11 protein-coding genes are annotated in these 12,141 nt (G+C 65.3%); 8 read left to right on the forward strand and 3 right to left on the reverse strand.

What is annotated here, in order from left to right:
- Positions 1–3 precede the first annotated feature (3 nt).
- The 8 genes from JQ573_RS00550 (at position 4) to dusA (ending at position 8,875) form a co-directional block, all read left to right on the forward strand.
- Positions 4–867: a branched-chain amino acid ABC transporter permease gene (locus JQ573_RS00550; protein WP_212315252.1), complete on the forward strand. Its 864-nt coding sequence runs from the start codon at positions 4–6 to the stop codon at positions 865–867.
- A gap of 6 nt (positions 868–873) precedes the next feature.
- Positions 874–1,905 carry a branched-chain amino acid ABC transporter permease gene (locus JQ573_RS00555; protein ID WP_212315251.1) on the forward strand — a complete coding sequence of 344 codons (1,032 nt, stop codon included), beginning with the start codon at positions 874–876 and terminating at the stop codon, positions 1,903–1,905.
- Positions 1,902–2,621 carry an ABC transporter ATP-binding protein gene (locus JQ573_RS00560; RefSeq protein ID WP_212315249.1) on the forward strand — a complete coding sequence of 240 codons (720 nt, stop codon included), beginning with the start codon at positions 1,902–1,904 and terminating at the stop codon, positions 2,619–2,621. Before JQ573_RS00555 ends, JQ573_RS00560 begins: the two co-directional genes overlap by 4 nt.
- On the forward strand, positions 2,618–3,328 hold the full coding sequence (locus JQ573_RS00565) for an ABC transporter ATP-binding protein (RefSeq protein WP_212315246.1): 711 nt from the start codon (positions 2,618–2,620) through the stop codon (positions 3,326–3,328). Before JQ573_RS00560 ends, JQ573_RS00565 begins: the two co-directional genes overlap by 4 nt.
- Positions 3,329–3,463: 135 nt before the next feature.
- On the forward strand, positions 3,464–4,420 hold the full coding sequence (locus tag JQ573_RS00570) for a helix-turn-helix domain-containing protein (protein ID WP_097672572.1): 957 nt from the start codon (positions 3,464–3,466) through the stop codon (positions 4,418–4,420).
- A 101-nt stretch (positions 4,421–4,521) separates the two neighbouring features.
- Positions 4,522–5,928, forward strand: coding sequence for an aldehyde dehydrogenase family protein (locus JQ573_RS00575; protein WP_212315244.1), 1,407 nt, complete (start codon positions 4,522–4,524; stop codon positions 5,926–5,928).
- A 42-nt stretch (positions 5,929–5,970) separates the two neighbouring features.
- Positions 5,971–7,575, forward strand: coding sequence for a GMC family oxidoreductase (locus JQ573_RS00580; protein WP_212315241.1), 1,605 nt, complete (start codon positions 5,971–5,973; stop codon positions 7,573–7,575).
- Positions 7,576–7,849: 274 nt separating this feature from the next.
- Positions 7,850–8,875, forward strand: a complete 1,026-nt coding sequence (gene dusA, locus JQ573_RS00585) for a tRNA dihydrouridine(20/20a) synthase DusA (RefSeq protein ID WP_212315500.1) — start codon at positions 7,850–7,852, stop codon at positions 8,873–8,875.
- Between the two features lie 7 nt (positions 8,876–8,882).
- Here dusA and JQ573_RS00590 read toward each other — a convergent pair whose 3' ends face one another.
- The 3 genes from JQ573_RS00590 to JQ573_RS00600 form a co-directional block, all read right to left on the reverse strand.
- Positions 8,883–9,800 carry a LysR family transcriptional regulator gene (locus JQ573_RS00590; protein ID WP_312011324.1) on the reverse strand — a complete coding sequence of 306 codons (918 nt, stop codon included), beginning with the start codon at positions 9,798–9,800 and terminating at the stop codon, positions 8,883–8,885.
- Between the two features lie 165 nt (positions 9,801–9,965).
- Positions 9,966–11,144 carry a muconate/chloromuconate family cycloisomerase gene (locus tag JQ573_RS00595; protein ID WP_212315239.1) on the reverse strand — a complete coding sequence of 393 codons (1,179 nt, stop codon included), beginning with the start codon at positions 11,142–11,144 and terminating at the stop codon, positions 9,966–9,968.
- A gap of 68 nt (positions 11,145–11,212) precedes the next feature.
- Positions 11,213–12,082 carry an intradiol ring-cleavage dioxygenase gene (locus JQ573_RS00600; RefSeq protein WP_176532048.1) on the reverse strand — a complete coding sequence of 290 codons (870 nt, stop codon included), beginning with the start codon at positions 12,080–12,082 and terminating at the stop codon, positions 11,213–11,215.
- Between the last annotated feature and the right edge of the window lie 59 nt (positions 12,083–12,141).

Below are 12,141 nucleotides of genomic sequence, written 5' to 3' on the forward strand. Positions count from 1 at the left end.
ACAATGCCCGATTTCACGCCCTTTCTCGTTGCGGGCCTCGCGACGGCCGCCACCTACGTACTCTCCGGTGTCGGCATCGTGGTGCTCTACCGGGCATCCGGCGTGGTCAACTTTGCCCAGGGCGCGGTCGGCGCCCTGGCAGCCTTTATCTCCTGGTCGATCGTCGAGCGCGGCGGTCCGGCCGAATGGTCGTGGATTGGCGGGATCGCCGCCGCGGTCGCGGTGTCATTCCTCTATGGCCGCGTGATCGCACCCCGGCTCTCCTATTCGGATCCGATCATGCGCGCCGTTGCGACGCTCAGCTTCGCACTGATCCTCATGGGATTCATGGGATATGTCTGGGGCGAGGCGCCGCGCAGGCTTCGGCTGCCGACCGACACGATGAGCTTCGACCTGATGGGCGTTCGCGTCACGATGACGCGCGCGGTCGCATTCGCGCTCGGCTTGCTGGTCACCTGTGCGGTGATGGCATTTCTCTCCTACAGCCGCGTCGGCCTTCAGATGCGGGCGCTGGCCAGCAGCCGCGAGCTCAGCGCGATGCTCGGCGTTCGCGTGTTCCGCGTCGATGGCTGGGCCTGGGTGATCTCCGGCGCGCTGGCCGGTGTCAGCGGCGTGCTGCTCGCCGATCTGCAGCGGCTGAGCGGCCAGGCACTGACATTCGCCGTCATTCCGGCGATCGCCGCGGCAGTGGTCGGGCGTTTCGCATCGCTGCCGGCGACCGTTGCGGGTGGCCTCGCAATCGGCGTCTGCGAAGCGCTGCTGACGCCGGTGCCGATTGTCGGCCCGTTCCGGACCGCGGTGCCGTTTCTGTTTGCGGTCGGCGTGCTGCTGTGGATGCAGCGCAAGGTCGTCTTCGTGTACAGGTGAGCTGACGTGACCGATCAAAGCCTGGAGGGAGCCCCGCCCATTCGTGCCGCCAGAGTTCCGCTCCGCGGGATCGCCCTCGGCGTGGCCGCGCTGATCGCCCTGTATGTCCTGCCGGACGCGCTGAGCAATTATTGGCTGCGCACGTTTATCTCCGTCGCGGCGCTGACGATCGCGAGCCTCAGCGTCAGCGTGCTGTTCGCGCAGGTCGGCATGGTGTCGCTGGCGCAGTTCGGCCTGCTAGGCGTCGGCGGCTGGTTCGCGCTGCGTGTCTCCCACGGCCTCGGCGTGCCGTTCGAGATCGCGCTGCTCTCCGCGGGCGTCTCGGCGGCGCTGGTCGGGCTGATCGTCGGGCTTCCGGCGCTCCGCATGCGCGGGCTTTATCTCGCGATCATCACCTTGATGATGGCAGGCGCGATCCAGGTGCTGATCAGCGCATTCGGTTTCCCGGACGGCGGACCCGGTATCCTCGGCAAGAGCACCGGCGCGCGGCTGATGATGGTGCGCCCGTTCGTCGCGCAAAGCGATGAAGCCTATCTGCGCTACGCGATCGTCGTCACCATGCTGTGCTATCTGCTGGTGCTGGCGCATATTCGCGGGCGGCCGGGCCGCGCCTGGGCCATGATCCGCCGCAGCGAGGTCTGCGCACTCGCCGGAGGCGTCGACATCGTGGCCTACAAGGTGTGGGCCTTTGCGCTGGCCGGTTTCCTCGCCGGCGTCGCGGGAGCGGTGCTTGCCGGCGGCGTCGGGCAGCTCGACGGCAGTGCGTTTCCGGCGAGCCAATCGATCATGCTGTTCGCACTGACGATCGTCGGCGGCGCCTATTCCTGGTTCGGTCCGATCATCGCCGGGCTGATGTTGCGCGCCTTTCCGGCGCTGCTCAACGATTTCCGCGTCGACGGCAATATCGCGACCATGGTGTTCGGCATTGGACTGCTGCACGCCCTGATCACTGCGCCGCACGGCATCGCCGGCCAACTGTCTGACCTGGCCGGGCGCCTGCGCCGGGCCTTGCGTGGCGAACGAAAGGCCGGTCCATGATCGAGATCGACGATCTGACGGTGCAGTTCGGCGGCGTGCGTGGCCTGAGCGAGCTGACCGCACGTCTGCCCGAGCCGGTCAGCGGCCTGGTCGGGCCGAACGGCGCCGGCAAGACGACGCTGATCAATGTCCTGTCCGGATTTGTGCGCCCCACCACGGGACGGGTCAGCATCGACGGCCAGGACCTGAGGGACATTGCGATTCACAAGCGGGCCGCATTCGGAATTCGCCGCACGTTTCAGAATGAGCAGGTGGTCGAGAACCTCACCGCGGCCGATAACATCAATGCCATTCTCGACAATGTGCCGACCGATGGGCAGCCGCGCGCTGCGCTGATTGCGCAAGCGCTGGAGTTCGTCGGCCTTGCCGCCAAGGGCAACGTGCTCGGCCGCGACCTCAACGCCTATCAACGGCGGATGCTGGAGATCGCCCGCGCCATGGTCGGCCGCCCGCGGCTGATCATGATGGACGAGCCGGGCGCGGGCCTCGCCCAGCATGAGAGCGAGCATCTGCGCGACGTCATCCGGCAGCTTCACGGCCATTGCGGGGCGCAGGTGCTTTTGGTCGACCACGATGTCGACCTGATTTCGGCGACCTGCACGGCAACGCTGGTGCTCGATTTCGGCTCCGCAATAGCCTACGGGGCGACGGCAAGCGTGCTGGCCGAGCCGACGGTTCGTGCGGCCTATCTCGGTGTGCTGGAGGATGCGACGTGAGCGCTGGCCTTACAGTGCAGGGCCTCGATCTCGCCCGCAACGGCAAAGCGGTCCTGCACGGCATTGATCTCGCGCTCGCGCCTGGCCGGATCACTGCGCTGCTGGGCGCGAATGGCGCCGGCAAGAGCAGTCTCGTTCTGGCGATCGCGGGCGTCCTGCCTGCGACCTCGGGCGAGATCACCCTCAATGGCCGCTCGATCAGGGGCCTGCGGCCGGAGGCCATTCGCGCGAGCGGGCTGGCCGCGGTCCCTGAAGGACACCAGGTCCTGAACGAGCTGAGCGTCGAGGACAATCTCAAGGTCGCCGGCAGCCATCTGTCGCGCGCCGAAATGAGATCGGCGATCGAGGTTGCACTCGGCACCTTTCCGGAATTGCGTGAACGCCTTCAGGCCAGGTCAGGCAATCTGTCCGGGGGACAGCAGCAGATGGTGGCGCTCGCGCAGGCGATCATTGCCAAGCCACGCTATCTGCTCGCCGACGAGTTGTCGTTTGGTCTCGCCCCCGTTGTCGTTGCTCGACTGGTGCCGGTGTTGCAGGACCTGGCCGCGCAAGGCGTCGGCGTGCTGCTGATCGAGCAGTTCACGCACATCGCCCTCAAGATCGCCCATGCGGTCTATGTCATGGAACGCGGCAAGATCTGCTTCTCCGGCGAGCCGCGGCAATTGATCGACAATCCTGCCATCCTGCACAGCGCCTATCTCGCATGAGCAAGCCGTCGCTGGGCGACCGCTGGTCGCGGCGCGATGCCCGCTCTCCATGCCGGAAAGCCGTTGACACGGCAAAGGAGGTGCTTAACATGTTATCAAAAGCGCCGCCCGACGGCGTTTCCCAGGGAGGAGCGCATGCAGCTCCAGGAGTTTAGCAGCTGGACTCCCGAAGTCTGGGGACAGCCGCCTTTGGAGGAATGGAGGGACAAGCTCCGGTCCGTGTGCGGACGGTTCAATCCGTTCGGCCAGGAGGAGCGCGGCTTCGTCAATGGCGGCGTTGTGCTGCGCGACGCCGCAGGGATGGAGATCGTCCAGGTCGCAACCGACGTCGACGTGGTTCGCCGCGCCGAGCGCGACATTCGCCAGGACTATGGCGAGCACTTCTTCTTGCTCGTTCAGTTGCAGGGGGTGTGCGGGGTCGAGCAGCAAGGGCATCAGAGCATCATCTCGCCCGGCGACTGCATCCTGGTGGATTCCTCGCTGCCGTCGAATTTCTTCTTCAACGGCCAGTTCAGCAATCATCTGTCGGTGCATCTGCCGCGGCAATTGCTGCTGTCGGAGAAGCCGAACGATTTCGAGGTGTCACGGCGGCTCGGCGCCGAGGACCCGATGTCGACAATGCTACGGGCATTGGTTGCCAAGATGTTGCAGCTGCCGTCGAGCCACAAGCGGTCCGGCGAATTGCGGCAATTGCTGCTGCAGGCGACCCGGCAGGCGTTCGCCGCGGATTCGCCGGACACCCCGCTCTGTCCGAAGGAGCGGGCGTCCGGCCGGCTGGAATTCGCGCGGGCGCTGGTGGACCGGCATCTCACGGCGGAGTGGCTGACCGCGCAATGGCTCGCCAATCGTCTCGGCGTCTCGATGCGCACGTTGCAGGAGGATTTCAGCGCGGTCGGAACCACGGTCACCAGCTTCATCCGCGATCGCAGGCTGCGGCTGGCCAAGGATCGCCTGCTGGAACGGCAGCGCGGCTCTGACGGCGGCACCATCGCCGAGATCGCCTATTCGTCCGGCTTCAACGACATTTCCTATTTCAACCGCTGCTTCAAGCGGGCCTTCGACTGCTCACCGACCGACGTCACGCGCCGATAGCCTGCCGCGCTCCCGTCCAAGCTAAACCGCGCTCCTTTCCAAGACATCGGCCGTGCGATGGCTTTTGCTGAAGCCAATCGTTGTTGCGAGGAGAAGAATGCATGCAGCGCTGGAGCTTGCTTATCGACGGGCGCCGGATCGAAACTGATCGTTTCCAGGACGTCCTCAACCCGTCGACCGGCGCCGTCGTCGGCGGAATGCCGCTCGCGGCTGCGTCCGATCTCGACGCCGCGGTTGCGGCCGCCTCCAAGGCGTTTGAAATCTGGAAGGACCGGCCCGATGCCGAGCGTGCCGACGCCTGTCGCACGATCGCCGATACGATCGAGCAGCATGCCGAGGAGCTCGCGCGGCTCCTGACGCTCGAACAGGGCAAGCCGCTGAACGGGTTAGGTTCGCGCTTCGAGATCGGAGGCGCCGTGGCCTGGACACGCCATACCAGCGGTCTGTCGCTGCCGGTGGAAGTCCTGCAGGACGGTGCCGAAGGACGGGTCGAGCTGCACCGCAAGCCGATCGGTGTCGTCGGTTCGATCACGCCGTGGAATTGGCCGGTCATGATCGCGTGCTGGCATATCATCCCGGCGATCCGCGCCGGCAACACCGTGATCATCAAGCCGTCGCCATTGACGCCGCTGAGCACGATCCGTCTGGTCGAGCTGATCAATGAGAAACTGCCGCCGGGCGTGGTGAATGTCGTCACCGGCGACAACGAGATCGGCAGCCTGATGTCGGCACATCCCGGAATCGGCAAGGTGACGTTCACGGGATCGACCGCGACCGGCCGCAAGATCATGCAGAATGCGGCGGGCAGCTTGAAGCGCCTGACGCTCGAGCTCGGCGGCAACGACGCCGGAATCGTGCTGCCGGATGCCGACCCGAAGAAGATCGTCGAGGGTCTATTCTGGGGCGCATTCATCAATGGCGGGCAAACCTGCGCGGCGCTGAAGCGGCTTTATGTCCACGACAGTCTCCATGACGAGCTTTGCCGCGAGCTCGCGGCCTATGCGAAGCAGATCGTGATCGGCGACGGTCTCTCCGAGACTTCCACACTTGGCCCGGTGCAGAACCGCCAGCAGTTCGAGATCGTCTCGGCCTTCGTCGAAGAGGCGCGGAAGAAGGGCGGTCGCGTGCTGGTCGGCGGCGATCCGTCCGGCGGCCCTGGTTACTTCTATCCGGTGACGCTGGTTGCCGACGTCGATCACGGCTGCAGGCTGGTGGACGAGGAGCAGTTCGGGCCGGCTCTGCCGATCATCCGTTATTCCGACGTCGAGGATGCGATTGCCAAGGCCAATGCAAGCGCGATGGGGCTCGGCGGCTCGGTCTGGGGGACCGACCTCGCGCGTGCGAAGGCGGTCGCGCAACGCATCGAATCCGGATCGGTCTGGATCAACAAGCACGGCGCCATTCAGCCGAACGCGCCGTTCGGCGGCGTCAAGCAGTCAGGCTTCGGCGTGGAATTCGGGGTCGATGGGCTGAAGGAGTTCACCACGGTCCAGACCGTGTTTGTTTAGCCGGGGGAACAGGTCGGAATCGGCCGCGTCGTAGGGAGTGACATGCAGGAGTATGACTATATCGTCGCCGGCGGCGGCTCCGCAGGCTGCGTGCTGGCGGCCCGCCTGTCTGAAGATCCGCGCAATCATGTCTTGCTGGTCGAGAGCGGACAGCGCGACACCGACCGGTTCATCCATATCCCCGCGACCTTCTTCAAGGTGCTCGAGAAGGGGCGCGACGCTTGGGTCTATGCGTCCGAGCCCGAGAGGGGCCTGAACGGGCGCCCGTCGATCGTACCCCAGGGGCACGTCCTCGGTGGCGGCAGTTCGGTCAACGCGATGGTCTACATCCGGGGATCGCGGCGGGATTACGATACATGGTCGCAGATGGGATGCCGCGGCTGGAGCTACGATGAGGTGCTTCCGGTTTTTCGCGATCTTGAAGCCAACCAGCGGCTGTCCGGCGAATATCATGGCACGAGCGGCAAGCTCAATGTCTCCGATCGTGCCTACGGTCATCCATTGTCCTGGGCGTTCATCCGCGCCGCTCAGGAGGTCGGCATCCCCTACAACGAGGATTTCAACGGCGCGCGCCAGGAGGGCGTCGGCTTCTACCAGACGACCACAAGCCGCGGCCGCCGCCGCAGCGCCGCCGAAGCCTTCCTGCGCGAAGCAGAGCGCCGCGCCAACCTGACCATCAGGACCGCAACGCGTGTCCACAAGGTGGTGTTCGAAGGCAAGCGGGCGAGCGGTGTGCTGCTCGAGGACGGTTCGACCGTCAAGGCCCGGCGCGAAGTGATCCTGACCGCCGGCGCGCTGGCGACACCGAAAATCTTGCAGCTGTCGGGGATCGGACCCGCTGCGCATCTGCGCGAACATGGAATCGAGATCGTTTCCGACCTGCCCGGGGTCGGCGAGAATTACCAGGATCATCTCGAGGCGACCGTTCAGTGCGAGACCAGGGATCCGATCTCGATCTTCGGCGAAGACAAGGGCGTTCGGGCCGCATCGCACATGATGCAGTACCTTTTGACCAAGACCGGGCTGCTGACATCGACGGTGGTCGAGTCCGGCGGCTTTGCCGATACTGCCGGAACCGGCGAACCGGATATCCAGTTTCACGTCTTGCCGACGTTCAACGGCTTTGCGGATCGGCCGTCCGAGCCCGGACATGGCATCTCGATCGGCCCCTGTGTCCTGCGCCCGCAGTCCCGCGGAACTGTTCGCTTGAGATCGCCGAATCCGGCCGACCCGGCGCTGTTCGTCGCCAATTCGCTGGCAGAGCGAGCAGACGTCGATACTCTCGTGCGAGGCGTCCAGCTTGCCATTCGCATTTCCGAGGCGCCATCGCTGGCGCGTCTGATCAAGCGGCGCGCTCTGCCAAAGCCCGGCGTGGAGCACGACGTCGATGCGCTCGCCGACTATGCGCGCACGATCTCGAAGACCGTGTTTCATCCCTCCGGAACGGCGAAGATGGGCGCCTCCGGTGACCCGATGGCGGTTGTCTCGGAACAGCTTCTGGTGCGCGGGGTCGAAGGTCTTCGGATCGCCGACGCCTCAATCATGCCGCGGCTCGTCTCCGGAAATACCAACGCACCGACCATGATGATCGGCGAGCGGGCGGCCCGCTTCATCCTGGGAGAGGCGGACTTGACAAGAGCCTCCTGAGACAGTTGGGGTCCGTGTCGCCGAGCACGCGGACGAATGCGCCGCGGTCGAAACAGGTGTCGGCGCATCTGCGCGCGCAGCCCGGAGCTGTTCGGCGCGGCCTCGATCTCGACCGCGCCGAGCAGGTCGAGGGCAGAGCGCAATCTGCTTCCGGGACAGCATCATTGGACATCCTCCGGGCGACGCGCCGCCATGTGTGCGCTGCGCGTGCACTGGCAGGTCAAAACGGGTACAAGCGTGCGCAAATTCGGCCTAGTTTGAAGCGCACATGTTTATGGGTACCCCTGAATTCCAAGGTAACTCGTTGAAATCGCAACACTATCGCTTTTCCGTGGCCCCGATGATGGACTGGACCGACCGGCATTGCCGGGTCTTCCATCGTCTGATGTCGCGGCGGGCGCGGCTTTATACGGAGATGCTGACGACCGGCGCCATCATCCACGGCGACCGGGTGCGGCTGCTCGGCTTCGATGCCAGCGAGCATCCGGTGGCGCTGCAGCTCGGCGGTTCCGATCCGCGCGATCTGGCGGCCGCCGCGCAGATTGGCGAGGATTTCGGCTATGACGAGATCAATCTCAATGTCGGCTGTCCGTCCGATCGGGTGAAGGACGGCCGTTTCGGCGCCTGCCTGATGGCGGAGCCCGCGCTGGTCGCCGAGGGCGTTGCGGCGATGAAGCGCGCGGTGAAGATTCCCGTCACGGTGAAGTGCCGGATCGGCATCGACGACCAGGATCCGGAAGTCGCGCTCGATACACTGGCGCGCGGCGTGATTGCCGCGGGCGCAGACGCGCTCGTCGTGCACGCGCGCAAGGCCTGGCTCAACGGATTGTCGCCGAAGGAGAACCGCGACATTCCGCCGCTCGACTACGATCGCGTCTATCGCCTCAAGGCGGCGCTGCCGGAGGTGCCCATCATCATCAACGGCGGCATCACGAGTATGGCCGAAGCGAAGCAGCATCTGGCTCATGTCGATGGCGTGATGCTGGGGCGGGCGGCCTATCAGGAGCCGTGGCGGCTGCTGACAGTCGATTCCGAGCTGTTCGGTGAAACGCCACCGCACGCCACGATGAAGGACGTCTTCGCGGCGATGCTGCCCTATATCGAGCGGCAACTGGTCGAGGGCACGCGGCTGCATTCGATCACGCGCCACTTCGTCGGCGCTTTCCACGGCGTGCCCGGCGCGCGCGCCTTCCGCAGGCATCTCGCGGAGAACGGCGTTCGGCTGGGCGCCGGGATTGACGTGCTGCGCGATGCGATCGCACGCGTTGACGACCGCACGCCTGCGGCGGTCGCGGCCTGACGGCAGATTACTGCTTGCGCTGACGCCGCACGACGTCTTGTGCGATTTTCAGGAAGTTGAAGAGGTGCGGCATCCGGTTGTCGCGCCGGTAGTTCAGCGACAGCGCGGTGCCGGGATTATGTCCATCATAGGCGCGATAGGCGACGCCGGGGCGTTCCGCTTGCGAGACAGATTGCGGCACCAGCGCAATGCCGACGCCAACCGACACCAGGCTGATCGCGGTCTGATAGTCCTGCGCCAGCACCTGCGATTTCGGAATGAAGCCCTCTTCGAGGCAAATGTTGAGGATGTGGTCGGCGAAGCTCGGGCGCGGCTTGCGCGGGTAGAGCACGAATGTCTCGGCCTTCAGCGCAGCCAGCCGCGTGACCTGCTGTTCGAGCAGCGGCGAGGTGTCTGATAGCGCGAGGATCAACGGCTCCTGCAGCAGTGGCTCCGACTTCAATTCCTCGTCGTCGAGCGAGGGGCGGGCGACCGCGATATCGATCTCGCGCTGGATCACCGCGCGCTTCTGCTCGGCGTTGTTCATCGCCGACAGCGCGAGCTCGACGTCGGGATAGGCCGAGCGAAACGCCTTGATCACGTTGGGCAGCACGCCATAGGTCGCCGATCCGACGAAGGCGACACGCAGGTGTCCCGAAAAGCCTTCGCCGATCCGCTTGATCTCGCGGTGCGTCCGATCGAGCCGCTCCAGCACATCGCGCGCACGTTCCAGCAGAACGCTGCCGGCCTGGGTCAGCCGGATCTGGCTCCGGCTCCGGTCGATGAGCACGACGCCGAGGTCGCTCTCCAGCTGCGCAATCTGCCGGCTGAGCGGCGGCTGGGCGATCGCGAGCCGCGATGCGGCACGGCCGAAATGCAATTCCTCGGCGACGGCCACGAAGTAGACCAGCCGCCTCAGATCCATGACGTCGTCGCGATCGGTCACGGTCAGCCGGACGTTGGTCCGCGCGCTTCCGCGGAAGCTGCGCGAAAGGCCTGCCGGGTTTGATATCGCGTGGTCATCGGCGCATGATCGAAACAGTGGTTCCGGCGGGAAGACTGAGCGGGCATCCGCGGATTGTCAATTATCCGCCTGGCCGACGCCATCTCGCTAATCCTTCCGGGCGAAGGCACGGATCTTGTCCTCGTCGACCTCGACGCCGAGGCCCGGGCCATCGGGGAGGCAGATCTCGAACTCGTCGAATCTGATCGGGTTGACCACGAGGTCCTCCACCAGGATCCGCGGACCGAAGTGCTCGGTGCCCCATTCGAGCCTGGGCAGGGTGGCGAATGCGGCGAGATGCGCGGCCGCGCCGATGCTGCTCTCCAGCAGACAGCCGCCATAGAGCTCGAGGCCGTGCGCGCCGGCGACCGCGGCGGCACGCTTCATTTCAAACAGGCCGCCGCTCTTCACGAGCTTCAGCGAATAGACGCTGCCGCAGCCCATCGTGGCGACGCGGGCGATCTCCTCCTTGGTGAAGGCCGCTTCGTCGACAAGCAACGGGATGGAGGTGCGCGCCGCTACACGCGCCATGGTTTCCAGCTGCAGCGCCGACACCGGCTGCTCGACCAGAGCGACGTCCAGTTCCTCCAGCACGGGCATGAAGCGGATGCATTCGGCTTCGGTCCAGCCCTGGTTGACGTCGACGATCAGGCGCACCTCGTCGCCGAGGCCGGCGCGCAGCGTCTGCAACCGCTTCAGATCGGCCGGTGGGCGGTTGAAGCCGAACTTGATCTTGAACTGGCGGTGTTCGCGGCGCCGCAGCTTCTCCTTTGCTTCCTCCAGCTCCTGACCGCTGTCGCCGGAGGCCAGCGCCCAGATCACTTCCATGCGCTGGCGAACCGCACCCCCGAGCAGCGCGCTGGCGGGGAGGCCGAGCGTCTTGCCGGCGGCGTCGAGCAGGGCGGACTCGATCGCGCCCTTTGCTGCGAAATTGCGGGTCGCGGCCTTGCTCATGCGCAGTGCATTGGCTTCGAAGGCGAGGGCTGGCTGCCCGAGCAGCGCCGGCGCCAGATAGTTCGTGACCGCGGCCTTGATCGATTCCACGCTCTCCTCGGCCCAGCGCGGCCCGCCGAGCGTCGAGGCTTCGCCGATACCCGTCACACCGTTGTCGAGCAGCACACGCACCAGAACGTAGCCCTGATGCGTGACCTCCGTGTTCGAAAGCTTGTGCCGCCGGCGGGTCGGCGCTTCCACGATGGTGGCGCGGATGCTGCGGATCGCAGTGTCCCTCGCGAGGCTCCGCACTTGCTCCACGGGCTCGGCGATTTCGATCACGGCACGACTCATAGGTCCTCGCAGGTCAGTTCAAGGTGAACCCTGCCGGGCTTTCCGGGCCCGGCAGGGCGTGGTGCGTATCACTCGGCCGCGACGAGGCGCTCGACCGCCGCCTTCTTGAGTTTGAAGTCGAAATCGAGAACGAGATCGGTGTCGGCGCCGGCCGGTGCCTTGGCGAACTTGCCGATCAGGCTCTGCTTCACGGCGAACACCGAGTCGTTGTCGAGATACTTGGTCTCGGAATCGTAGATCTGCGAGATCAGCGATTGATAGCCGTCCTTCGAGAGCATGAAGTGGATGTGGCCCGGACGCCAGGGATGGTGGCCCATGTATTTCAACAGTTCGCCGCCGGCGCCGTCATAGGGGATCGGGTAGGGCTCGGGACGGAGCGCAACGAAGGCGTATTCGCCGTTGGCATCGGTCGTGAACCGTCCGCGCAAATTATAGGCCGGCTGTTCCGGATCCTGCAGATCGTACAGACCGTTCGGAGCATCTTCCCAGACGTCGATGGTAACGCCCTCGATCGGCCGGCCCGCGGTGTCGCTGATGCGCCCGCTGACCTTGACGGTCTGCGCATTGTCGAACGTCTTCTTGATGATGGAGGCGCCCTTCGGCAGCACCGGCGGGTTCTCCCGGTAGAACGGCCCGAGCACGGTGGACTCGCTCTCGCCGTCGGTGACCCGGTGGTCGAGCATGTCGACCAGCACCTCGACGCCGAGAATGTCGGCGATCAGGATGAACTCGTTGCGCTTCTCGTCCGAGATGTCGCCGGCGCGCCGCAGGAATTCGCAGGCGGCGAACCACTCGGCAAAGGTCAGGTCGACCTCCTTGCAGAAGGCGTGCATGTGGCGGATCAGGCTCGTCATGATCTGACGGTTGCGATCCGGAATGTCGTTCGAGAGCGCGGCGATCACGTGGTCGGTGATGGTGTCCTTGTTGACGTTCAGCATGGTCGTTTCCTCCTTTTCTTGCAGTTTGGATCAAACTTGCATCCCCGTTTTCGGGAATA

This window comes from Bradyrhizobium sp. AUGA SZCCT0105, assembly GCF_018129565.1.
Classification (GTDB): Bacteria; Pseudomonadota; Alphaproteobacteria; order Rhizobiales; family Xanthobacteraceae; genus Bradyrhizobium.

Bases quoted from the DNA above. Each gene is read 5' to 3' on its own strand.
- JQ573_RS00550 (WP_212315252.1), top strand. From the start codon at position 4: ATGCCCGATTTCACGCCCTTTCTCGTTGCGGGCCTCGCGACGGCCGCC.
- JQ573_RS00560 (WP_212315249.1), top strand. From the start codon at position 1,902: ATGATCGAGATCGACGATCTGACGGTGCAGTTCGGCGGCGTGCGTGGC.
- JQ573_RS00570 (WP_097672572.1), top strand. From the start codon at position 3,464: ATGCAGCTCCAGGAGTTTAGCAGCTGGACTCCCGAAGTCTGGGGACAG.
- JQ573_RS00575 (WP_212315244.1), top strand. From the start codon at position 4,522: ATGCAGCGCTGGAGCTTGCTTATCGACGGGCGCCGGATCGAAACTGAT.
- JQ573_RS00580 (WP_212315241.1), top strand. From the start codon at position 5,971: ATGCAGGAGTATGACTATATCGTCGCCGGCGGCGGCTCCGCAGGCTGC.
- dusA (WP_212315500.1), top strand. From the start codon at position 7,850: ATGGGTACCCCTGAATTCCAAGGTAACTCGTTGAAATCGCAACACTAT.
- JQ573_RS00595 (WP_212315239.1), bottom strand. From the start codon at position 11,144: ATGAGTCGTGCCGTGATCGAAATCGCCGAGCCCGTGGAGCAAGTGCGG.
- JQ573_RS00600 (WP_176532048.1), bottom strand. From the start codon at position 12,082: ATGCTGAACGTCAACAAGGACACCATCACCGACCACGTGATCGCCGCG.